The sequence below is a fragment of the Salipiger abyssi genome, assembly GCF_001975705.1.
Classification (GTDB): domain Bacteria; phylum Pseudomonadota; class Alphaproteobacteria; order Rhodobacterales; family Rhodobacteraceae; genus Salipiger; species Salipiger abyssi.
In genome coordinates this window covers 213,846-235,501 of sequence record NZ_CP015091.1, presented here as the reverse complement: position 1 = coordinate 235,501, position 21,656 = coordinate 213,846, and the positions used below count along the sequence as shown (strand labels likewise).

General features: G+C 66.4%; 20 protein-coding genes. 14 read left to right on the top strand and 6 right to left on the bottom strand.

Features of this window, described 5'->3' with window-relative positions:
* Positions 1-2 precede the first annotated feature (2 nt).
* The 8 genes from Ga0080574_RS02595 to Ga0080574_RS02560 all read left to right on the top strand — a co-directional run bounded on the left by Ga0080574_RS02595 (position 3) and on the right by Ga0080574_RS02560 (position 9,462).
* The gene (locus Ga0080574_RS02595; RefSeq protein WP_076695047.1) at positions 3-1,163 is read left to right on the top strand and encodes an acetyl-CoA C-acetyltransferase; all 1,161 of its coding nucleotides are present in this window, start codon (positions 3-5) and stop codon (positions 1,161-1,163) included.
* A 16-nt stretch (positions 1,164-1,179) separates the two neighbouring features.
* Entirely contained in the window at positions 1,180-1,950 is a 771-nt protein-coding gene (locus tag Ga0080574_RS02590) for an enoyl-CoA hydratase-related protein (protein WP_076695108.1), read from the top strand.
* Between the two features lie 25 nt (positions 1,951-1,975).
* Positions 1,976-2,824, top strand: a complete 849-nt coding sequence (locus tag Ga0080574_RS02585; RefSeq protein WP_198039719.1) for a MaoC/PaaZ C-terminal domain-containing protein — start codon at positions 1,976-1,978, stop codon at positions 2,822-2,824.
* Between the two features lie 120 nt (positions 2,825-2,944).
* Positions 2,945-3,901 (top strand): LysR family transcriptional regulator, encoded by a 957-nt coding sequence (locus tag Ga0080574_RS02580; RefSeq protein WP_076695045.1) that lies wholly within the window; start codon positions 2,945-2,947, stop codon positions 3,899-3,901.
* 497 nt (positions 3,902-4,398) lie between these two features.
* On the top strand, positions 4,399-5,361 hold the full coding sequence (locus Ga0080574_RS02575) for a quinone oxidoreductase family protein (RefSeq protein ID WP_076695042.1): 963 nt from the start codon (positions 4,399-4,401) through the stop codon (positions 5,359-5,361).
* Positions 5,362-5,402: 41 nt separating this feature from the next.
* The gene (locus Ga0080574_RS02570; protein WP_237219239.1) at positions 5,403-5,906 is read left to right on the top strand and encodes a YbhB/YbcL family Raf kinase inhibitor-like protein; all 504 of its coding nucleotides are present in this window, start codon (positions 5,403-5,405) and stop codon (positions 5,904-5,906) included.
* Between the two features lie 203 nt (positions 5,907-6,109).
* Positions 6,110-7,606: a flavin-containing monooxygenase gene (locus Ga0080574_RS02565; protein ID WP_076695037.1), complete on the top strand. Its 1,497-nt coding sequence runs from the start codon at positions 6,110-6,112 to the stop codon at positions 7,604-7,606.
* A gap of 257 nt (positions 7,607-7,863) precedes the next feature.
* Positions 7,864-9,462: an acyl-CoA synthetase gene (locus Ga0080574_RS02560; protein ID WP_076695034.1), complete on the top strand. Its 1,599-nt coding sequence runs from the start codon at positions 7,864-7,866 to the stop codon at positions 9,460-9,462.
* Between the two features lie 79 nt (positions 9,463-9,541).
* Here Ga0080574_RS02560 and Ga0080574_RS02555 read toward each other — a convergent pair whose 3' ends face one another.
* Positions 9,542-10,360 (bottom strand): SDR family oxidoreductase, encoded by an 819-nt coding sequence (locus Ga0080574_RS02555; RefSeq protein ID WP_076695031.1) that lies wholly within the window; start codon positions 10,358-10,360, stop codon positions 9,542-9,544.
* An 80-nt stretch (positions 10,361-10,440) separates the two neighbouring features.
* Here Ga0080574_RS02555 and Ga0080574_RS02550 point away from each other — a divergent pair, with 80 nt between their 5' ends.
* The 6 genes from Ga0080574_RS02550 (at position 10,441) to Ga0080574_RS02525 (ending at position 16,344) form a co-directional block, all read left to right on the top strand.
* Entirely contained in the window at positions 10,441-11,004 is a 564-nt protein-coding gene (locus tag Ga0080574_RS02550; RefSeq protein ID WP_076695029.1) for a PadR family transcriptional regulator, read from the top strand.
* A gap of 126 nt (positions 11,005-11,130) precedes the next feature.
* The gene (locus tag Ga0080574_RS26790) at positions 11,131-11,871 is read left to right on the top strand and encodes a FadR/GntR family transcriptional regulator (RefSeq protein ID WP_076695026.1); all 741 of its coding nucleotides are present in this window, start codon (positions 11,131-11,133) and stop codon (positions 11,869-11,871) included.
* Positions 11,872-12,879, top strand: a complete 1,008-nt coding sequence (locus tag Ga0080574_RS02540; protein WP_076695023.1) for a phosphotransferase family protein — start codon at positions 11,872-11,874, stop codon at positions 12,877-12,879.
* 23 nt (positions 12,880-12,902) lie between these two features.
* On the top strand, positions 12,903-14,153 hold the full coding sequence (locus tag Ga0080574_RS02535; RefSeq protein WP_076695020.1) for an acyl-CoA dehydrogenase family protein: 1,251 nt from the start codon (positions 12,903-12,905) through the stop codon (positions 14,151-14,153).
* 39 nt (positions 14,154-14,192) lie between these two features.
* Positions 14,193-15,188, top strand: coding sequence for an NADPH:quinone oxidoreductase family protein (locus tag Ga0080574_RS02530; protein WP_076695017.1), 996 nt, complete (start codon positions 14,193-14,195; stop codon positions 15,186-15,188).
* A 145-nt stretch (positions 15,189-15,333) separates the two neighbouring features.
* Entirely contained in the window at positions 15,334-16,344 is a 1,011-nt protein-coding gene (locus tag Ga0080574_RS02525) for an IS30 family transposase (protein WP_076695015.1), read from the top strand.
* A 560-nt stretch (positions 16,345-16,904) separates the two neighbouring features.
* Here the strand turns inward: Ga0080574_RS02525 and Ga0080574_RS02520 are convergent.
* Genes Ga0080574_RS02520 through Ga0080574_RS02500 form a run of 5 tightly spaced genes read right to left on the bottom strand, consistent with a single transcriptional unit; the run spans position 16,905 to position 21,656 of the window.
* Positions 16,905-18,101 (bottom strand): aminotransferase class V-fold PLP-dependent enzyme, encoded by a 1,197-nt coding sequence (locus Ga0080574_RS02520; RefSeq protein ID WP_076695013.1) that lies wholly within the window; start codon positions 18,099-18,101, stop codon positions 16,905-16,907.
* Positions 18,098-18,595 carry a RidA family protein gene (locus Ga0080574_RS02515; protein WP_076695011.1) on the bottom strand — a complete coding sequence of 166 codons (498 nt, stop codon included), beginning with the start codon at positions 18,593-18,595 and terminating at the stop codon, positions 18,098-18,100. Before Ga0080574_RS02515 ends, Ga0080574_RS02520 begins: the two co-directional genes overlap by 4 nt.
* Positions 18,582-19,547 (bottom strand): ABC transporter ATP-binding protein, encoded by a 966-nt coding sequence (locus tag Ga0080574_RS02510; RefSeq protein ID WP_076695008.1) that lies wholly within the window; start codon positions 19,545-19,547, stop codon positions 18,582-18,584. The genes Ga0080574_RS02515 and Ga0080574_RS02510 overlap by 14 nt, the downstream gene beginning before the upstream one ends.
* Positions 19,540-20,541: an ABC transporter ATP-binding protein gene (locus Ga0080574_RS02505; protein WP_076695005.1), complete on the bottom strand. Its 1,002-nt coding sequence runs from the start codon at positions 20,539-20,541 to the stop codon at positions 19,540-19,542. The genes Ga0080574_RS02510 and Ga0080574_RS02505 overlap by 8 nt, the downstream gene beginning before the upstream one ends.
* Positions 20,538-21,656: an amidohydrolase family protein gene (locus tag Ga0080574_RS02500; RefSeq protein ID WP_076695002.1), complete on the bottom strand. Its 1,119-nt coding sequence runs from the start codon at positions 21,654-21,656 to the stop codon at positions 20,538-20,540. The genes Ga0080574_RS02505 and Ga0080574_RS02500 overlap by 4 nt, the downstream gene beginning before the upstream one ends.

Here is a 21,656-nt window from a genome sequence, read left to right as displayed (position 1 = left end):
GCATGTCGGACGCCTATATCGTTGAAACCCTCCGCACCCCCGGCGGGCGCCGAAAGGGTGCGCTCTCTGGCTGGCATCCCGCCGACATGGCCGGGGAGGTACTGAACGCGCTGGTCGAGCGCACCGGGATCGACCCTGCCGCCATCGACGACGTGATCATGGGATGCGTGACCAAGGCAGGCGAGCAGGGGTTCAATATCGGGCGCAACGCGGTGCTCGCCTCGCGCCTGCCCGATACGGTGCCGGCTGTGACCGTCGACCGGCAATGCGGCAGCTCGCAACAGGCGCTGCATTTCGCCGCGCAGGCGGTGAAATCCGGCGCGCAGGACATCGTCATCGCGGCAGGGGTCGAGAGCATGACCCGGGTGCCGATGTTTGCCGACATGACCGTGCTGGCCAAGGCCGGCATCGGCGAGGGGCCGGTGAGCCCGCGCATCCGCGAGCGCTATGGCGTGACCGAGTTCAGCCAGTTCAGGGGCGCCGAGATGATCGCGCAGAAGCACGGTCTGAGCCGCGACGATCTCGATGCCTACGCGCTCGAAAGCCATCGCCGCGCGGCGGAAGCCACGCGCTCGGGCGCCTTCGAGCGCGAGATCCTGCCGCTGGAGATCGCCGAGGGCACGCATCGCCATGACGAGGGCATCCGTTTTGACGCCACCGCCGAGAGCATCGGCGGCGTCGATCTTCTGGCCGAGGGCGGCGTGCTGAGCGCCGCCAATGCCAGCCAGATCTGCGACGGCGCCTCGGGTGCGCTGATCGTCAGCGAGCGGGCGCTCAAGGCGCATGGGCTGACCCCGATCGCGCGGGTGGTGGAGATGTGCGTGACCGCCGGCGATCCGGTGATCATGCTGGAAGAGCCGATCACCGCCACGCAGCGCGCCCTGCAACGCTCCGGCCTGACGCTGGAGGAGATCGCGCTCTATGAGGTGAACGAGGCCTTCGCGCCGATCCCGCTTGCATGGATGGCGCAGCTCGACGCCGATCCGGCGCGGACCAATGCGCATGGCGGCGCCATCGCGCTCGGTCATCCGCTGGGCGCCAGCGGCACGCGGCTGCTCTCGACGCTGGTGTATGCGCTGCGGAAACGCGGCGAGCGCTACGGGTTGCAGACCATGTGCGAGGGCGGCGGCACCGCGAACGTGACGATTGTCGAGGCACTGTAAGATGGGAGAGGATGCCATGGGAGATGTCGTGACGCTGGAGCGGCAGGGCGCGGTTGCGGTCATCACGCTGAACCGGCCCGAGCAGCGCAACTGCGTGAACGGGGCGGTCTCTGCCGCGCTGCGCGACGCGGTGAAGCAGGTCGAGGCCGATGACGCGCTGCGGGTCACGGTGCTGCGCGGTGCGGGCCGGGTGTTCTGCGCGGGCATGGATCTCAAGGCCTTTGCGGCGCGCGATGTCTCGGGAATTCTCGACGGTGAGGGCGGGTTTGCCGGCTTCGTGCGCCTGCCGAGAACCAAGCCGGTGATCGCGGCGGTGCAGGGGGCGGCGCTGGCCGGCGGGCTCGAGGTGATGCTGGCCTGCGACATGGCGATTGCCGAGCGCGGCACGAAATTCGGCCTGCCCGAGGCACGGCTGGGTCTGCTGGCGGCGGCGGGCGGGGTGTTCCGCCTGGCGCAGCGCATCCCGCCGGTCAAGGCGCGGGAGCTGGTGCTGACCGGCGGCCTGTTCGGTGCCGAGGAGGCGGAGCGCTACGGTCTGCTGAACCGCGTGGTCGAGGAGGGCGGGGCGTTTGATGCCGCCATGGCGCTGGCCGCCGAGATCGTCGCCAGCGCGCCCCGGTCGGTGGCCACCGGACTGGAGCTGTCGCGCTATCTCGAGCTGGAGGCGGAAGCGCGCGCCTGGCCGGTCAACGACGCGCTGTTCGAGGAGATCTTTGCCTCGCAGGACGCGCTGGAAGGCGCGCGGGCCTTTACGGAGAAGCGGGCGCCGGCCTGGACGGGGACATGAGCGCGGCGATGCCGCAGAGCCTGTCGTGAGCCGTTACGACCGTCTTCTGGCCCGGTCGTTTGAGGTCATAGAGCAGCGCTATGACAGCCGCGACACGATCCTCTACGCGCTGGGGGTCGGTGCGGGCGCGGAGGAGCTGGATCTGGTCTATGAGCCGTCGCTCCGGGCGATCCCTTCGCTGGCGACGGTGCTGGCCTATCCGGGCAACTGGTATGCCCGGTCCGAGGTCGATCTCGACGCCCGGCATGTGGTGCACGGATCGGAGCGGATCGAACTCTTTGGCCCGCTGCCGGTGGCGGGCCATGTCACGGCGGTGCCGCGCATCGTGGCGATCCACGACAAGGGCGAGGGGCGCGGCGCGCTGGTGATCAGCGCGCGCGAGATCCGCGACGCTGTGAGCGGAGCGCTCATCGCAAAGGTGACGCAGCGGGCGCTTTGCCGCGCCGATGGCGGCATCGGTGGGCCGGGCGCGCCGCCGCCCGCAGCAGCGCCGCTGCCGGAGAGGCCGGCGGACAGGGTGTTGCCCGTGCCGACCGCGCCGAATGCGGCGGCGATCTACCGGCTGATGGGCGACGACAACCCGCTGCACATAGACCCTGACTTCGCCCGGCAGGCCGGGTTCGACCGGCCCATCCTGCACGGGCTGTCGAGCTATGGCCATGTCTGCCGGACGCTCATGCGGATCTGGCCCGAGCGGTCTATCCGGATGATGGACGCCCGCTTCACCGCGCCGGTCTATCCGGGCGACACCCTGTTGCTGGAGATCTGGGAGAGGCCGGAGGGTGTCGCGTTTCGGGCGCATTGCAGGGGCCGGGTCGCGATGGACAATGGCGAGATCCGATTTGCCGATACCGGGAACTGCGCCGGCGACTGATCCGCCGTCGCGGTCCCTACCGGGAGCCGCGCTGCCCGGTCCGATCTTGCCTGGACTCCAAATCCATGCAGATTGATTTATTGGGGATGCAATATTCCCAGCGTGAATACCGGAGGCGTCATGCAGGGGCTGAACAACCTGGACCTCAACCTTCTGAAAGTGTTCGATGCGATCCATCGGGCGCGCAGCGTTTCCCTGGCCGCCGAGCATCTCAATATGTCGCAGCCCGCCGTGTCGAACGCGCTGAACCGGCTGCGGCAGACCCTGGGCGACCAGATCTTCGTGCGCACCCGCAACGGGATGGAGCCGACCGAGCTTGCGCAGCTGATTGCCGGGCCGGTGCAGCTCGGGCTGCAACGGATCCAGACCTCGATTGCCCATGGATCGGCTTTCGATCCGGCCGAATCCCTTCGGTCCTTCACCATTCTCGCCACCGATCTCGGGGAGGAAACCTATATCGGCCCGCTGATGAAGGTGCTCGAGAAAGAGGCCCCGAATATCACCGTCAACGTGTTCGAAGCGCCGCTGGAGGAATACGAGAACCTGCTCGAATTCGGTCATGCGGATTTTGCCATCGGACGGCTCGATATCTCCGAGCGGTTCATCCGGGAGCACATCGCCAGTTGCCGATATTCGGTTCTGCTCTGCGCGCGCCATGCCGAGATGCTGGGGATCCGCGATGGCGATACCATTCCCTATGATCTCTATATCGCACAGCGCCACGTCAATGTGCTGACGCGGGCCACCCCGGCGCACCGTCACCCGGTCGATGCGGCGCTGACGCAGCGTGACGCCAGACGGCGAATCGCGCTGACGCTGCCGCATGCCTCGGTGCTGTCGGAGATCCTCCCGGGGACGACCCTTGTCGCCACGGCCCCGGACGCCGCCATACCGCCCAACCGGGAAAAGGCGGGTCTCGTTCATGCCCGCCTGCCATTCGAGACGGAGACGCTGAAAATCCTGCTGTTCTGGCACAAGCGACAGCAACTGGACAAAGGTCATTGCTGGATGCGCGAACAGATTCTCGCGCGTCCGGCGGCGTTCTGGAACGTCAGGGATGCGCAGGACGCCGGCTAGGGCGGGAAATCCTAGGCATTTTCTTATATTTCGGATGCTTGTTCTGCGCGAAGTGTCGTGAGGGCGGCGCCCGCGGATCGCGCGCAGCCCCTTATTATTCACCAGCATGATTTTCGACGCCCGATAAATCAATTTGAGAAACAGAAGGCTTCGCCGTTACCCTGTCCTCAGGCTGGCCGGTTTCGGTGTTTGCGCCCGGGAAGGGCGGTCCCGGCGATGGTGCCAGCCTGCATTCGGGAGGAGGAAATCGGATGGTCCAAAATCAGACGATGGAACCGCGCCGCCCGGCGGGCCGCGCCTGCGCGCAGGCGACAGAGGTTCCCATGCGACGGCGGATCTGCCGGGTGCTTGGCGGCACATGGCCAAAGCCCGGCTGACTGGCGTTATCGGAAATTAGCGCGCGGGCGTCACCGCGCGCCGAAACCGGCCTTGCGCCGGCCGTCTGTACACGGTCGCGGCGAAAGGGCTGACCTGTATCTCCCGGAATTGGGCATGAGATGAAAGCAGCATTCTACTCGGAAAACGGCGGGCCGGAGGTTCTGAATTACGGTGAGGTCGATGACCCGGCCTGCGGCGCAACGGAGATCGCAATCGACGTCCGCGCCATCAGCATCGAGGGCGGAGACCTGCTGCATCGCCGGATCACCCCGGTCGCGGGCGCGCTTCATGTCCCCGGCTATCAGGCCGCGGGGATCGTGTCCGAAGTCGGCGCGGAGGTGCGCTCTGTGAAGGTGGGCGACCGGGTTGTCGGGTTCAACTGGTCGGGGTCGCATGCGGAGCGCTTCGTGGTGCCGGAGCATTTTGCCTATCCGGTGCCCGACGGGCTCGACCTGGCCACCGCCGCGACCGTGCCGGTGGCTTTCGGCACCGCGCATGACGCGCTGTTCGAATTCGGCGGGCTGGGCGCAGGGGAAACCGTGCTCATCCATGGCGCGACTGGCGGGGTCGGCATCGCGCTCGTCCAGCTTGCGAAACAGGCCGGGGCAACGGTCATCGGAACGGCCTCGTCGGAGGACAAGATCCGCCGGCTCGCCGCACTGGGGCTCGATCACGGGTTTAATGGCCGGGAAAGCGATATTCGCGGGGCGGTCATGACCGTCACCGGCGGGGCGGGCGCGGATCTGGCGCTCGATCTCGTCGGCGGGCCGAAATTCCCGGAACTCGTCGCCGCGCTGCGTCCGCGCGGGCGGCTCGTGCTGATCGGCTTTGCCAGCGGCGAGCAGCCGGTGCTCGACCCGGCGGCGATCCGTCAGGGGGGCCTTTGCGTCACCGGGCTGATGTTCGGCAAGCGCATGCATCTGCCCGAGATCCGCGCGCGCATCTCGGGGCTGATCGCCGATGTCGCGGCGGGCACATTCGCGATGCCCATCGAAAGGCAATTCGCGCTGAAAGAGGCGGCGGCGGCGCACCGTTACATGGAGCAGAGCCGCCCCTTCGGGAAGGTCGTTCTCATCCCATGAGCGCGCCTCCCGATCCAATCGAAGAAGAAATGGAGATATCCATGTCTGGACAGCCGGACGATACATTCAAGCTGACCGTGACCGGCATTCCCGAAAACGGGACGATACCGGAAAAATACGTCTTCAACGACTGGGGCTGCACCGGCGACAACATCTCGCCCGGGCTGGAGTGGCGCGGGGCGCCCGAGGGCACCAAGAGTTTTGCGCTGACCCTCTACGACCCCGACGCGCCCACGGGCAGCGGATTCTGGCACTGGGTCATCTTCAATATTCCCGCCGACGCGACCGGCATTCCCGAGGACGTGGCCAATAGCGGCGGCTTGCCGGCGCCGGCCATCGCCGGGCGTACCGACTGGGGCGCGCCGGGCTATGGCGGCCCGGTGCCGCCGCCGGGCGACGCGCCGCATTGCTACGTGTTCACGCTGCACGCGCTCGGGGTGGAGGCGCTGCCGCTCGACGATCAGGCCTCGGCGGCAATGGTCGGCTTCATGATCCATCAGAACAGGATCGCGTCGACGACATTCACGGCCCGTTACGGCCGATAGACGCGACTGCCGTGCTTCGGGCCGTCTGGCCCGGGGCGCGGACCCGAAGAGGAGGAGGGTCCGCAGATCGGAAAGGTACATCCGAGGACGGACCGGGATTTTGTGCAAAAGGGCCAGTGCATGGCCGGGAGGAAGACCATGGCGAAAACGATTGAACGCCGGAGGGCGGAGGCGGTTCACCGCAATGCGACGGGGGGCCGGCAATGAGCAAAACCGCCGAAACCATGCTTGACGTGCTCATCATCGGCGCCGGCCTCGGCGGCCTGGGCGCGGCGGCGAAACTCATCGGGGGCGGCTGCGGCAACATCGCCGTGGTGGAGGCGGCGGAGGAGGTCGGCGGCGTCTGGCGCCAGCACCGCTATCCCAATGTCGCCTGCGACACCCCCATCGACCTTTACGCCTACAGCTTTTTCCCGGGCAACAAATGGTCGACCAATTTCGCGCCGGGCGACGAGATCCACGCCTATCTCAAGGAGCTGTCGGACCGCTACGACGTGACGCCGCGCATCACCTTCAACACCCGCGTCGTGGAATCGGTCTGGGACGAGGAAGAGGCCTGCTGGCACGCGCAAAGCGAGGATGGCAGGCGCTGGTCGGCGCGGTATCTGATCTGGTCCGGCGGGCTGTTTTCGCAGCCGACCATCCCCCGCATCGAGGGGCTGGAGAGCTTTGAAGGCGAGTCGATCCATACCTCGTTCTGGAACGACGATATCGACCTCGACGGCAAACGGGTCGCGGTGGTCGGCGGCGGCGCGACCTCTATCCAGGTGGTGCCCTATGCTGCCGAACGTGCCGAAAAGCTCTATGTCTTTGTGCGCACGCCGTCCTATGTGATGCCGAGGCCGGATATCTCGTTCAGCGACGAGGACCGCAACAGCCCGCACTTCGCCGAGCAGCAGCAGGCCCGGCGCAAGGAATGGTTCGACCGGTTCGAGCTGATCGCCAGGTCGCGCTTTCCGATGAACGGCGAGGCCATCGCCGAGCAGGAAGCGGTCTGGCAGGAGCTTTTCGACAAGCAGGTGAAGGACGAACACAATCGCGAGGTGCTGACCCCGAACTACAGGTTCGGCTGCAAGCGCCCGCTGTTCAGCACCGATTATTACCCGGCCATCGAGCGCGAGAATGTCGAGTTGATCGGGCGCGGCGTGGCGGGGCTCTCGGGTGACTCCATCGTCGATGTCGAGGGCGAGGCCTATCCGGTCGATACGGTGATCTGGGCCACCGGCTTTGCGCCGACCGACATGATGGGGAACCTGGCGATCAGGGGCCGTAATGGACGGCTGCTCTCGAATGAGTGGCAGGAGGTGCCGCATGCCTATTTCGGTACGATGGTCGAGGGCTTCCCGAATTTCTTCCTCATCTGCGGTCCGAATGGCGGCGGTGCCTCGGTGACCGATATGGTCGAGGCGCAAACCGGATTCATTCTCGACGCGATGGCAGAGGTCGGGGCGCGCGATTGCGATATCGTGGATGTGGAGAAGGCCGCCTATGAGCGCTTCAACGCCGATATTCAGGCGCGCGCCGATGCCAGCGTGATGGTCAGAGGCAATTGTGTTTCCTATTATCGGGTCGGTGGCTCGGGCAAGGTGTTCACCCACTGGCCCGACACGATCGAGGCGTTCCGCAACCGCGTGCGCGACGAAGCGCTGAGCGGGCTGACCTACCGCGAGGCGGCAAAGGCCGACCGCGCGCCCGCCTGACGTCCGATCCGGACAGACGCCCTTGTTTGAGGAGGCAAGGGCGCAAACTCCGAAGACCTACCGAGAAGGCCAATCGCTGTTTCCATTGGGAGGAAAACGATGAGGAAATACGCAGCCAGTTCCATCGCATGTGTCGCGTCCCGCGCAGCACCAGCCCCCGGGGCAGGGGGCGCGCCGAGGCCAGTCTAGCATCGCCGTCCCCCCGGCATCCCGGGCGGCAGACCCCGGCACAGACGACACATCAGATTGGAAACGCGATGAAACAAGACGTAAACGACAGTGCGATCACCGATATCAAGCGCGCGCGCAACCAGCAGCTTGGCGATCTCTTGCGGCGCAGCGCGGCGCGCTATCCCGACAAGCTGGCGCTGGCCTTCCGCGACCGGCGCGACACGTTCCGCGAGCTCGACGAGGTGGTGAACCGCGCAGCCAATGCGCTGGCAGAGCTCGGCATCGGCAAGGGCGAGAGGATCGCCATTCTTGCGCGCAACAGCCGGGCCTTTGTCATCCTGCGCTTTGCGCTCGCGCGTATCGGCGCGGTGGCCTCGCCGGTGAACTTCATGCTGAACGCCGAGGATGTCGCCTATATCCTGCAACATTCCGGCGCGCGCGGGCTGATCTGTCAGGATTCGATGTGCGCCCTTGCGGAGGAGGCGCTCGGCATGCTCTCCGGCGGCCCCGATATCCTGCTCTCCATCGCCCATGCGGGCACAGAGGTGTCGGACCGCTGGCGCCCGGCGGAGGCGCTTTTCAAGCATCCCGATACGCGCGAGCCCTGGGTGGCGGTGGAGCCGGACGACCCGATCCAGATGATGTATACCAGCGGCACGGAATCCCGGCCCAAGGGCGCCATGCTCAGTTCCGGCGCGCTCTATGCCCAGTATGTGACGGTCATTTCCGACGGCGAAATGCGTGCCGATGCGGTGGAGCTGCATTGCATGCCGCTCTTTCACTGCGCCCAGCTCGACTGTTTCATCACGCCGGATCTTTATCTCGGGGCCACCAGCATCCTGCATGACGGCGCCGATCCGGTCGCGATGTTCGAGGCGATCCAGACCGAGAAGGTGACCAAGCTGTTCTGCCCGCCGACGGTGTGGATCCTGCTGCTGCGCCATCCCGATTTCGGGAAATATGACCTCAGCAGCCTGCGGCAGGGCTATTACGGCGCCTCGATCATGCCGACGGCGGTCATCAAGGAGCTGTCGGAGCGCCTGCCCAACATGCGGCTCTACAATTTCTACGGTCAGACCGAAATGGCGCCCTGCGCCACCATCCTGCAACCGGAGGACCAGCTTACCAAGCTGGGCTCGGCCGGACGGCCCGGGCTGAATGTCGAGACCCGCGTGGTCGATGACGAGGGCAACGACCTGCCGGTGGGCGAGGTGGGCGAGATCGTGCATCGCAGCCCGCATCTGATCCTGGGCTATTACAACGACCCGGAAAAGACCGCCGAGTCCTTCAAGGGCGGCTGGTTTCACAGCGGCGATCTGGGGCGTTTCGACGAGGACGGCTATCTCTATGTGGTCGACCGCAAGAAGGACATGATCAAGACCGGCGGCGAAAACGTCGCCAGCCGCGAGGTGGAAGAGGCGATCTTTCATCATCCGCAGGTGGCGGAGGTCGCCGTCTTCGGCGTGCCGCATCCGAAATGGATCGAGGCGGTGGTCGCGGTGATCGTGCCCAAGGGCGGCGGCGCGCTGACGGCAGAGGAGATCAATGCCTATTGCTACGAGCATCTCAGCCATTTCAAATCGCCCAAACATGTAGCGATCCGCGAGGCCCTGCCGAAGAATGCCAGCGGCAAGATCCTCAAGCGCGAGCTGCGGATGGAGTTCGCGGAGATCTTCGAGGGCTGACTTTCCGTCCCGAAACGACGAGAGCCGGAGCGGTGGCGGACCGCTCCGGCTCTTTTCGTGGCTCTTACCGGGGGCCTGCTCAGAGGACGAAGAGATCCTTTTGCAGCGCCGCCCCCGGGGTCATGGCGTAGTCGCTGAAATCGCTGATGCCGGCGGCGCCCAGAACCTCTTCGTCGAGAAAGAAGTTGCCGGTGCAATCGGCGGCATCGCGCGTCAGGATTTCATAGGCCGCGTCGGCCACGATCCGTGGGGACCGGCAGGTCGAGGGATCGGCGCCCACGAGGTTCATCGCCGCCGTGTAGATCAGCGTCGCCGGCCAGAGCGCGTTGATGCCGATGCCCGCGCCGCGAAACTCCTCGGCCATGCCCAGCACGCACATGCTCATGCCGAATTTCGACATGGTGTACCCGCAGTGATCGCCGAACCATTGCGGCACCATGTTGAGCGGCGGCGACAATACGAGGACATGCGGGTTCTCCGCCCGGGCGAGGTGCGGGTAACAGGCCTGGGTCATCGCAAAGGTGCCGCGCACGTTGATCTGATGCATCAGATCGAAGCGCTTCATCGGCAGGTCGGGCGTTTTCGAGAGGTTGATCGCGCTGGCATTGTTGATCAGCACGTCGATGCCGCCAAAGGTCTCGGCGGCCTCTGCCACGGTTGCGGCGATGGCGTCGTCATCGCGCACGTCGAGCACCAGCGGCAGCGCCTGACCGCCGGCCTTGCGGATCTCTTCGGCGGCGGAATGGATCGTGCCTTCGAGCTTGGGATTGGGCTCGGCGGTCTTGGCGGCGACCACGATATTGGCGCCATCGTGCGCCGCTCGCAGCGCGATCTCGAGCCCGATGCCACGGCTCGCGCCGGTGATGAGGATCGTCTTGCCGTTCAGAGATGCCGCCATGTGTTTCCCCCCTTTGTCTGTCGTTGTGCCCGGCGCGTATCGGCCTTGAACCGTTTTCTTCATATGGTATGAATCAGACTATGTCAAAACCGAATGCCACCTCTTCCACCGCCGAACCGCTCCGTCTGAGCCCCGTTTCCTATGTGGTGCTTGGGGTGATCCGGCTGCGCGGGCCGTCCACCTCCTACGATCTCAAGCGCGCGGTGGGGCGGTCGATCCAGTATTTCTGGCCCTTCCCGCATTCGCAGCTCTATGTCGAACCGAACCGGCTGGCAGAGGCCGGGCTGCTGTCCTGCGAGCAGGAGGCGGAGGGCCGGCGGCGCAGGCTCTATGCGCTGACGGAGGCGGGAAAAGACGCGCTGGACCGTTGGCTTGGCAGCGGCACCGAGCAGGTGTTCGAGCTGCGGGACATGGCGCTCATGCAGCTGTTTTTCTCTGCCGACCTGCGTCCCGACCAGCTGCGCGATCTGGCCGAGGGGCAGGTGCGCTTTCACCGGCAACGGATCGCCACGCTTGAAGAGATTGCCGGGAATACCGGGGAATTCGCCGGGCAGAACCGCATGCTGCCGCTGGATCTGGGGCTGCGGCTGGCGCGAACCTATGTCGACTTCTGGTCCGACGTGGCGGAGGAACGGAGTGGATAGGGGCGCCATTAGTGTCCGACAATCAGGCATTGACGAGATTTTCTTAGCGACCTAAGATTTCTTCAGGGAGAGCCGGGTGTGCGTCCGTTTGGGCGGCTTTGTCCGGCGATTTTGGAGGAGGAGCCGATGAGCCTGCGCGGTCAGCCGCTCAAGGTGAATTACGCCTATCGCCAGATTGCCGACGCGATCCAGGCGCAGATCCTCGACGGGTCGCTGCCGCCCGGCGAGCGGCTGCCGGGCGAGGTCGCGCTTGCGGAGATGTTCGGCGTCACGCGCAGCACCGTTCGTGAGGGGCTGCGGCAGCTGGAAAGCGACGGGCTGGTGCACCGTCCGTCGCCGCGCCGGCTCGAAGTGGCAATGCCGCAGATCGACCAGCTCGCGACGCGGGCGGGGCGGGCGATGGTGCTGATGAAGGTCACGTTCCGCGAGCTCTGGCAGGTCGCGCTCGAGACCGAACCGCTTGCCGCCGCGCTGGCAGCCGAACACGCGACGCCGGACACCGTGGCGCAGCTCGAAGACCTGCATGTGCGCCTGATCGAGGCGGAAGAGGACGAGCAGGAGACGATCCGGATCGATACCGAGTTCCACTCACTGATCGCCGAGATGGGCCAGAACCGGGTGCTGATCCTTGCGCGCGAGCCGATCGCGCTGCTGCTCTATCGGGGCTTTACTCAGGTCGCACCCAAGGTGCCGCAGGCCTTCGGGCGGCAGATCGAGGCGCATGCGCATGTGCTTGCCGCCATCCGAAACCGCGATCAGGAAACCGCCCGTTTCTGGGCGCGGCGTCATATCGAGGATTTCTGGCGCGGCATCCAGATCGCCGGGCTCGAAGACGAGACTCCAATGACGAACGCAAAGGCCATGTAGATGCCCGTAGATCCGGATTTCGATCCTGCCGCGCTCGAACAGGTGCTGGGCGGGCCGGTGGAACTGTGCCCTGTCGCCGGCGGCCAGTCCAACCCGACCTGGTTCGTGACGCAGGGCGCGCGCGAGCTGGTGTTGCGCAAGAAGCCCGGTGGCGCGACCCTGTCGAGCGCCCATGCGGTGGACCGCGAATACCGCGTGATGAAGGCACTGGCCGGCAGCGGCGTGCCGGTGCCGGAGATGGTGCTCTTCGAGGAGGATCCGGCGGTTCTCGGCACGCCCTTCTATCTCATGGAGCGACTGAGCGGCAGCGTCTCCGAGAGCAGCGCGCTGCCCGACCTCGCGCCCGACAGGCGCCGCGCGCTTTACCACGATGCGGCGCGGGTGCTGGCCAGGCTGCACCGGCTCGACTGGCGCGCGGCGGGGCTGGAGGGGTTCGGCAAGACCGAAGGCTATTATGCCCGGCAGGTCGTGCGCTGGGGCCGTCAATGGGAGGCCACGCGTGTGCAGAGCGACCGGCTGATCGAGGAACTTGCCACATGGTTTGCCGGCAATGTGCCGGAGGAAAGCCCGGCAGCGGTGGTGCATGGCGATTACCGCATCGGCAATCTGATCTACGAGACCGGGGCAGGCCGGATCGCCGGGGTGCTGGACTGGGAGCTCTCGACGCTGGGCGACCCGATGGCGGATCTGGCGCATTGGATGATGTTCTACCGGCTCGCGCCCGATCAGCTCGGCGGCCTGGCCGGGCTGGATCTCGACGCGCTCGGCATTCCCGGCCCGTCGGAATTCCTCGACCGCTACCGCGCCGAGGGTGGGTCGCAGGGCGATTTCACCCCGTTTCACCGCGCCTTTGCCTTCTACCGCATGGCGGTGATCTTCGAAGGCATCACCGCACGGGCGAAATCCGGGCAGGCATCGGGCGCCGACGCGCTGGAGGTGGGCGCGCTCGCCCCGGTCTGCGCGCGGCTCGCGGCAGAGATCCTGTCCAAAGACGCAAACGGCTTCTGACCCGAGCTGAGGAGGAGAACGACGTGGATTTCGACTATTCGGAACGGACCGAAACCTACCGGCGGCAGTTGAGCGATTTCATGGAGGCGCATGTGCTGCCCGCAAACCACCGCTATCACGCTCTGGCGGGGCAGGGGATCTATCCGCTCGACGTGATCGAGCCGCTGAAGGCGCGGGCCCATGCGCAGGGGCTCTGGAACTTGTTCATGCCCGAGCTGGAAGAGAGCGACCCGGGCACGCGGCTCTCCAATCTCGAATATGCGCCGCTGGCCGAGATCATGGGGCGCGTGCCGTGGAGTTCGGAGGTGTTCAACTGCTCGGCGCCCGACACCGGCAATATGGAGATCCTCAAGCGCTTTGCGACGCCCGAGCAAAAGGCGCGCTGGCTCGATCCGTTGATGACCGGCGAGATCCGCTCCATCGTCGGGCTGACCGAACCCGACACCGCCTCGTCCGACCTAACCAATCTGGCGACCACGATCCTGCCGGATGGGGACCACTACATCGTCAACGGGCGGAAATGGTTCTCGACCGGGGCCAAGCACCCGAATGCGAAGCTCGCCATCGTGTTCGGTATATCCGACACCGACGAAGACGCCGACCCGCATCGCAAGCATTCCTTCATTCTGGTGCCGATGGATGCGCCGGGGGTCGAGGTGGTGCGCGATGTCCCGATCATGCATCACCACGCGCCCGAGGGGCATTGCGAGGTGCTGTTCCGCAATGTGCGCGTGCCCGCCGATGCGATGCTCGGCCAGCCGGGTGACGGCTTCATGCTGGCGCAGGCGCGGCTGGGGCCGGGGCGGATTCACCACTGCATGCGCACCATCGGCCAGTGCGAGCTCGCGCTGGAGCTGATGTGCTCGCGGGCGCTCGAACGCCGGACCTTCGGCAAGGCGCTGGCGGACAACGCAAATATCCAGGACTGGATCGCCACCTCGCGGATGGAGATCGACGCCGCGCGGCTGCTGATGCTGCAAACCGCCTTTCGGATGGACCGGGATGGCGCCAGGGCGGCGCGGGTGGATGTCTCGGCCATCAAGGTCACCGCCGCGCGCTTGCAGACGCAGGTGCTGGACCGCGCAATTCAGGTCTTTGGCGCCGCGGGGCTGACGCCGGACACGCCGCTCAGCTTCCTCTGGACCTGGGGCCGGGCAATGCGCTTTCTCGACGGGCCGGACGAGGTGCATATGCGGGTCATTGCCCGCAACGAGCTGAAAAAGGCGAAAGGCGCGGCGGGCGCGAACCTCTGGCATTTCGTGCCGCCGCAATGAGGCGCGCTTGCGCCGCCTCGGTTGCAGGGAGACACTGATATGAAAATTCTGCTGAGCGACGCGCCCGGCGGCCCAGAGACACTGCGCCTGCAAGAGCGCCCGACACCCGAGCCCGGCCCCGGCGAGGTGCGGATCGCGGTGCGCTATGTGGGGATCAACTACCCAGACACGCTGATCATCCGCGATCTTTATCAATACCGCCCCGAGCGCCCCTTCGCCCCCGGTGCCGAGCTGGCGGGTGTCGTGGAGGCGCTGGGTCCGGATGTGCAGGATCTTGCGGTTGGCGACCGCGTCGCCGCGCTGCCCATGTGGGGGGCGCTGGCAGAGCAGATCTGTCTGCCGGCAGAGAGCTGCCACCGGATTCCCGATATGGTCGGCGATGCCGAGGCGGCGGCGCTGCAAATGACCTATGGCACCGCGCTTTATGCGCTGGAAGAGCGCGGGGCGCTGCGCGAGGGCGAGAGCGTTCTCGTGCTCGGCGCCGGCGGCGGGGTCGGCCTCGCCGCTGTCGAGCTTGCCAGCTCGCTCGGCGCGCGCGTGATTGCCGCCGCAAGCGACGCGGACAAGCTGGCGGCGGCGCGGGAGCGAGGAGCGGATACCGGCGTGCTCTATCCGCGCGGGCCGCTCGACCGCGACGGGCAGAAGGCGCTGAGCACCCGTTTTCGCGAGACGCTCGGCACCGAGGGGGCCGATATCGTGGTGGATACGGTCGGCGGCGATTACACCGAGCCCGCGCTGCGTTGCACCGGTTGGGACGGGCGGTTTCTCATCGTCGGCTTTCCCGCCGGGATCGCGAAGATCCCCGCCAATCTGCCGCTGCTGAAATCCTGCGACATTCGCGGCGTCTTCTGGGGCGCTGCGATCGAGCGCGATCCGGAGGCGAACCGGCATGCCATGGCCCGGCTTTTCTCGCTCTGTGGTGACGGGCGTATTTCTCCCAGAATACACGCGACCTATGATCTCGCAGAGGCAGGCTCTGCCATCGAGGCGCTGAACGGGCGCGGGGTGGTCGGCAAGGTTCTGGTGAGGATCTAGCGGCTCTCGGTTTGGGAAACAGGGTATGCGCCCGAGAATGTATTTTACATAACATACCTTATAGGCATCGTGCGTCTGTAGCGGTGGATTCACAAACGAAGTGCAAATTCTGTATCAAAACAGAAGTTTGCATGGAGGACGTGGGATGGGTCGTTGCTACCTTCAGCTGAGTTTCGAGGAACGGATCAAGATTGCCAAGTGGCGTGAAGCCAAGATGCCGATACCCGAGATCGCGGATCGCCTGAGCCGCGCCCCCTCGACGATCTATCGTGATCTGAAGCGCAACCACTTCGACGGCGGCGGACTGCCAGAGCTCGCAGGATACTACGCGCTGAACGCTCAGACCATGAGCGAGAAGCGCCGCGCCCTTCACCGCAAGATGGTTCAGCACCCTCAGCTCAAAGCTGCCGTCGAGCATGGTCTCAAGGCTGGCTGGTCACCGGAGCAGATCGCCGGCCGGATGCGTCTCGAGCAGCATGGTATCCGCGTGAGCCACGAAACGATCTATCGCTACGCCTACTCGAAGGAAGGTCGCGCCGAGCAGTTCTACCGGCACCTGCCCGAGCATCGCAGACGCCGCAGACCTCGTGGATACCGCCGGTACCAGCGCAGCCACATCTCGGATGCGCAGAACCTTTCAAACAGACCGGATCGCGTCGCCGAGCGCGTTGAGTTCGGGCACTGGGAATGTGACCTGGTGATGTTCCGCAAGGAGCACGGCAAGATCAACGTGACCTCCCTGGTGGAGCGCGTCAGCCGCTACACCGTCGTGCAACGCAACGAGGACCGGCGATCGAAGCCGATCATGGAAGCCCTCATCCATGGGCTCTCCGCCCTGCCCGCCGACGCACGCCAATCCATCACATTCGACCGCGGGTCCGAGTTCTCGGCATGGCAACGGCTCAAGGATGGGATCGGCGCGGACAGCTGGTTCTGCGACCCGCGGGCGCCCTGGCAGAAAGGTACGGTCGAGAACACCAACAACCGTCTTCGCAAGTTCCTGCCCCGCTCGACCGAACCGACGGCGCTGACAAATCGATATTTGAGGTCGATTTGCCAGCGCCTCAACGCGACGCCCCGCAAATGCCTGGGCTACCGAACGCCCGCCGAGGTGTTCGAGGCCAAGCTCGTGGATATCCAGAACCGACTGACGTAGAATAAGAAATCAGAATTTGCGCTTTGGCGTGAGTTCACACAGGGCACATTCTAAACTGAGTTGCGACACATGATGGCAGGCGCGCGACAGGTCGCGCGCCTGCCATCATTGAGACCACGGGCGCATGACCTGCGAGTCATGAGCGGCCCCGCGGGCAGACGGGTGCCTTTTATGGTGCTTCGAGGGCGTCCCGCAGCCCCGATAGACCGATATCGATGAATCTCTGCATCGCCTCCACCGCCGCCTCGTCGCTGAACCGCTCTTCCGGCTCGTTGCTCGTGTCGGCCCGGAAGAAGCTTGCCTTCGTTCCGACCGCTCAGGCCGCCAGTTCACGCGGTGGCTGGACAACATGAGCGGCATGATCGCCATTGGAACGACACGAACACCGGGCAACACGCGGGGAAAGCGGCCCCTGCCCCCGATGGCAAGCATCGCCATGGCCATCGGCAAAAACTCCGCCCCGGGGAGCCGGTGGCCGAGGGCGGGAGGCTGCCCAAACGCAGCCTGGTCGCTCGCTTCGCGTCTGGCCGACCACCCGTGCGGGGCGGTCTTTTCGCCTGTCAGACCGCGCCCCAGTTCAGGTAGCCCGCGACGCCGCCATTGCGCGCATCGACCGGCGCCGCCTGTGCCAGTCCGGCTTTGTCGCTCAGTGCCGTGACCAGCGCCTCGGCCACGATCTCGGCCTGACCCGGTAGAAGGTTGCAGGGATCGAGCTGGAAATAGCCAAGCTCGACCTCGTGATCGCGCACGATGATCGCCGGATCGCGCGACGCGAGCAGCCCGGCGACCGATCCTGCCCCGGCGCCCAGCCGTGCCGCATCCACATGCACCTCCAGCCGGTCGAGCGGGTTGCCGGTCGGGTCGGGAACGATCCGGGCGGCAACGCCGTCGATCCCGGCCAGCGCCCCGGTCCAGAGGTCGAGCGCCGCGCGTTCGCGGGCGCGGATGCCGTCGTGATCGCGGGTTTCCCAGGCCTCCAGCGCGGCGATCGCCCCGGCAATGCTCTCCTTGCCGATCTTCATGCCCCGGCCGATGCCGATATTCTGGAGATAGCCCGCCCGCACCAGATCGCGCCGCCCCGCGACGATGCCCGATGTCGGACCGCCGAGGAACTTGTGGCCGGAATAGATGACGATATCGGCTCCGGCGGCGAGGAAGCCGCGCAGATCGTATTCCGAGGCCGCATCCACCACGACCGGCACACCGCGCGCATGGCAGATCTCGGCAAAGCGGCGCAGCGGAATCTGGCCGTAATGCACCACATGGTGCGACACGACATAAAGCGCCGCGGCGACGGTCTCGTCGAGCGCTGCCTCGAGCGCGTAGTCGGTGCAGAGCGTCGACTGCCCGATAGAGCGCACCGCGCCCCCCGTCAGCTCGACCGCCTGCGAAATCGGCGCGCCGTATCCGCAGAGATGGCCCATCTGCACCACCACATTCGGTGTCTGCCCCGGATCGCGGGGCAGCGCCTCGGCGGCGCCCGGATTGAGCCCCGTCATGCAGCCGGCAAGCGACAGGCTCACCCCCGCCGAGGCGGAGGCGGTCATGAAGCCGGCCTCTGCCCCGGTAAGCCGCGCGATCACCTCGCTGGCGCTGGCCTGAAGCTCGTGCATCTTGACGAAGCGCCCCATCGCCGCCGCCACCGCCTGCTGCACCGGCGCGGCGGTGACCGAAGCGCCGAGCCCGGTCATCGTGCCGGAGACGTTGATGACCCGGCTCAACCCCTGCGCATCGTGCCAGTCCCACATGCCGGTCATGCCGCGTCTCCGATCTCGAAAATCGCCTCGATCTCGACACTGATGTCGTTGGGCAGCGAGGCCACGCCAAAGGCCGAGCGGGCATGCACCCCGGTCTGGCCGAACACATCGGCAAGCAGGGTCGAGGCGCCGTCGATCACCGCCGGGTGCCGCTCGAAATCCGGGCTGGCATTGACCAGCCCCAGAAGCTTGATGACGCCGGTCACCCGTTCGAGCCCGCCGAGATGATCGCGCAGCGCGCCGAGGATGTTGACCGCCACCAGCCGGGCGCGGTCGCGGGCCTCGTCAACGCCGATCTCGCGCCCGACCTTGCCGCGCAGCAGCGTGCCGTCGGCAAGGACAGGGCCCTGACCGGAGACATAGACCAGATTGCCGGTCTGCCGGACATTGCAGAACGCCCCGATGGGATCGGGCGCGGCGGCGGGCAGCTCGACCCCCAGCTCGGCAAGACGGTCGGCAATGGCGGTTTCGGATTTGCGTTCAAGCACGGACATATAGCTCTTCAGTTCTTTTGCAGTAACTTTGGTGGGCGGCACCCACGGTGATGGCGGCGGTATCGCCCTGCGCACAGGCATCCTCCGCATGCGGGCAGCGGGTGCGGAACACGCAGCCCGAGGGCGGCGCGAGCGGGCTGGGAATGTCGCCCCTGAGGATCGTCCGGCTGCGGTTCCGCTTGGGATCGGGCAGCGGGATCGCCGAGAGCAGCGCCTCGGTATAGGGATGCGCAGGCGCCTCGTAGAGCGGGCGTGACGGGCCGATCTCGGCGATCTTGCCGAGATACATCACCGCGATCTGGTCGCAGAGATATTCCACCACGGAAAGATCATGCGCGATGAACAGCATGGTCAGGTTGCGCCGCTCCCGCAGGTCGAGCAGCAGGTTGAGCACCTGCGCCTGGATCGACACGTCGAGCGCCGAGACGCTTTCGTCGGCCACGATGAATTCCGGCTCCAGCGCCAGCGCCCGCGCGATGCCGATACGCTGCCGCTGCCCGCCCGAGAATTCATGCGGAAACCGGCCCATGTGATCGGCGCTGAGCCCGACCTCTTCGAGCAGCGATGCCACCGTGTCGCGGCGGCTGCGCGCGGTGCCGATCTTATGCGCCTTCAGCCCCTCGGCGATGATGTCGCCCACGCGCAGGCGCGGGTTGAGCGAGGAGACCGGATCCTGAAAGATGATCTGCATCCGCTTGCGCGCCTCGCGCATCTCGGCGACCGAAAGCGTGTTGAGATCCTGCCCGTCAAACACCGTCTCGCCGGAGGTCGGCTCGATCAGCCGCAGCAGCGCGCGCCCGAGCGTCGTCTTGCCCGAGCCGCTTTCGCCCACGAGCCCGGTGATCGAGCCGCGCGGAATGTCGAAACTGACGTCGCTGACCGCCTGAACGGCACCGCTCGGCGCGTTGAAGGTCTTGGTGAGATTGCGGATTTTCAGCAAGGGCTCAGACATGGGCCTGCTCCCGTCCGGCAAGCGCGCAGGCGACATTGTGCCCGCCGCCGATATCGCGCAGCGCCACCGGCTTTTTGCACACGTCCTGCGCCAGACCACAGCGCGGCGCAAAGGCGCAGCCCGGCGGCATGGCGTGCAGCGCCGGCACCGCGCCGGGGATCGGCACCAGCCGCTCGCCCTCGGGCCGGCCCGGCACCGGGATGGAATGCAACAGCCCCTGCGTATAGGGATGGCTCGGCGTCTCGAAAAGCGCCTCGGCGCCGGCCTGTTCGACAATGGCGCCGGCATACATCACCGCCACGTCGTCGGCCATTTCGGCCACCACGCCCATATCATGGGTGATGAACAGGATCGACATGCCCAGATCGCGCTGCAAGCGGCGCATCAGGTCGAGGATCTGCGCCTGAATGGTGACATCGAGCGCCGTGGTCGGCTCGTCGGCAATCAGCAGCGCCGGGTTGCAGACCATGGCCAGCGCGATCATCACCCGCTGGCGCATGCCGCCCGACATCTCGTGCGGAAACTGGTCGACGCGGCGCGCGGCGCCCGGGATCTCGACCAGCTCCAGCATCTCGATCACCCGCTTGCGCCGGGCCGCCGCGTCGAGATCGCTGTGCAAAAGCAGCATCTCGCCGATCTGGTCGCCGATGCTGAAGAGCGGGTTGAGCGAAGACATCGGCTCCTGAAAGATCATCGCGATCTCGGCGCCGCGCATGCCGCGCAGGGTCGCCTCGTCCGCCTGCGCCAGATCCATCTCGCCGCCGTCGCGGCGGCGATAGCGGATCGAGCCGCCGGTGACCGCGCCATTGCGCGGCAGCAGCCCCATGATGGCCAGCGAGGACACCGATTTGCCCGAGCCGCTCTCGCCCACCAGCGCCAGCGTCTTGCCCGGATAGAGGGTGAAGCTTACGTCGCGCAGCGCCGTCACCTGGCTGCGGCGCGACCGGAAGCCGACCCGCAGGTTGCGCACGTCGAGGATTGGGCTTTCCGTCATGCAGCCCTCCGTTTCGCGGATTGCACCGAGGCGCCGATCACCGTCATGCGCGGCTCGAACATCTCGGCGATTTCGAGATCGGCACCGAGGCTGTCGGTGGCCGTCTTGCCATAGGGTTCCAGATCGAAGAGCGTGAAATCGGCCTTCATGCCCGGGGTCAGCCCGTCGCGGCCCGAGAGGCCCAGCATCCCGCGCGGGCGCTCGGTCACGGCGGCGATGACCTCGTCGAAGGGCAGGCCCACTGCCAGAAGCTTGGCCAGGGTGGTCGACATGTCATGCACCGGCCCCTTGATGTTACGCAGGTGAAGGTCGGTCGAGATCGAGAACGGGCGCAGCCCGTCCGCCAGCGCCCGCCGCGCGGTTTCGAAGCTGAACGAGGCCTGCCCGTGGCCGATATCCATGCGCACGCCCTCCTCCGCCAGGCGCTTGGCCTGCGCGAAGAGCTGCGGCGTGTCGCCGATGGAGCCCGCGCGCTTGCCGTTGAAGCAATGGGTGACGATGTCGCCCGGGGTCAGGATATCGAAGACCTCATCAATGAGCGGGGCGGGTTCGCCCACATGCACCATCAGCGGCAGGTCGAGGATTTCGGCGACCCGCTTGGCGATCTTGGCGGGCGTCAGCCCCCAGCCGCCGGCGATCACGCCGCTGGCGCGCACCTTGATGCCGCAGATCACGTCGCGATTGGCCTCGGCGACGGCAAGGGTGCGGTCCACATCGACCGAGACGCGCGGGTCGAGCAGCTCGGACACGCGGTTGCAGGCCACGAGCCCGATGGAGCCGATATTGAGGAAGGCCTTGATCGTCTCCTGACCCGGCTCGATCACATATTCCCGCAGCCCGTGAAACGCCGCCTCGCCCGCCGAGCCGGCATCGGCCATGGCGGTGACGCCGGTGGCGCGGCCCGCCTCTTCGGGGCGCACGGAAATATCGGTGCCGCCATGCCAGACATGCACATGCAGGTCGCACCAGCCGGGGCTGAGAAACGCGCCCTTGCCGTCGATGACCTCGGCGCCGTCGATGGCCCCGGCGGCGACGCGGCCCGCATCGTCCACATGGATTTCGCTGGGGGCCGTGTCGAAGCCAACGGGCCGGAAGTTCACGAGTTTGAACGCCAT

Coding starts and splice junctions, on each gene's coding strand:
- Ga0080574_RS02595 (WP_076695047.1), top strand. CDS start 3: ATGTCGGACGCCTATATCGTTGAAACCCTCCGCACCCCCGGCGGGCGC.
- Ga0080574_RS02590 (WP_076695108.1), top strand. CDS start 1,180: ATGGGAGATGTCGTGACGCTGGAGCGGCAGGGCGCGGTTGCGGTCATC.
- Ga0080574_RS02580 (WP_076695045.1), top strand. CDS start 2,945: ATGCAGGGGCTGAACAACCTGGACCTCAACCTTCTGAAAGTGTTCGAT.
- Ga0080574_RS02575 (WP_076695042.1), top strand. CDS start 4,399: ATGAAAGCAGCATTCTACTCGGAAAACGGCGGGCCGGAGGTTCTGAAT.
- Ga0080574_RS02570 (WP_237219239.1), top strand. CDS start 5,403: ATGTCTGGACAGCCGGACGATACATTCAAGCTGACCGTGACCGGCATT.
- Ga0080574_RS02565 (WP_076695037.1), top strand. CDS start 6,110: ATGAGCAAAACCGCCGAAACCATGCTTGACGTGCTCATCATCGGCGCC.
- Ga0080574_RS02560 (WP_076695034.1), top strand. CDS start 7,864: ATGAAACAAGACGTAAACGACAGTGCGATCACCGATATCAAGCGCGCG.
- Ga0080574_RS02555 (WP_076695031.1), bottom strand. CDS start 10,360: ATGGCGGCATCTCTGAACGGCAAGACGATCCTCATCACCGGCGCGAGC.
- Ga0080574_RS02550 (WP_076695029.1), top strand. CDS start 10,441: ATGTCAAAACCGAATGCCACCTCTTCCACCGCCGAACCGCTCCGTCTG.
- Ga0080574_RS26790 (WP_076695026.1), top strand. CDS start 11,131: ATGAGCCTGCGCGGTCAGCCGCTCAAGGTGAATTACGCCTATCGCCAG.
- Ga0080574_RS02540 (WP_076695023.1), top strand. CDS start 11,872: ATGCCCGTAGATCCGGATTTCGATCCTGCCGCGCTCGAACAGGTGCTG.
- Ga0080574_RS02530 (WP_076695017.1), top strand. CDS start 14,193: ATGAAAATTCTGCTGAGCGACGCGCCCGGCGGCCCAGAGACACTGCGC.
- Ga0080574_RS02525 (WP_076695015.1), top strand. CDS start 15,334: ATGGGTCGTTGCTACCTTCAGCTGAGTTTCGAGGAACGGATCAAGATT.
- Ga0080574_RS02520 (WP_076695013.1), bottom strand. CDS start 18,101: ATGACCGGCATGTGGGACTGGCACGATGCGCAGGGGTTGAGCCGGGTC.
- Ga0080574_RS02515 (WP_076695011.1), bottom strand. CDS start 18,595: ATGTCCGTGCTTGAACGCAAATCCGAAACCGCCATTGCCGACCGTCTT.
- Ga0080574_RS02510 (WP_076695008.1), bottom strand. CDS start 19,547: ATGTCTGAGCCCTTGCTGAAAATCCGCAATCTCACCAAGACCTTCAAC.
- Ga0080574_RS02505 (WP_076695005.1), bottom strand. CDS start 20,541: ATGACGGAAAGCCCAATCCTCGACGTGCGCAACCTGCGGGTCGGCTTC.
- Ga0080574_RS02500 (WP_076695002.1), bottom strand. CDS start 21,656: ATGGCGTTCAAACTCGTGAACTTCCGGCCCGTTGGCTTCGACACGGCC.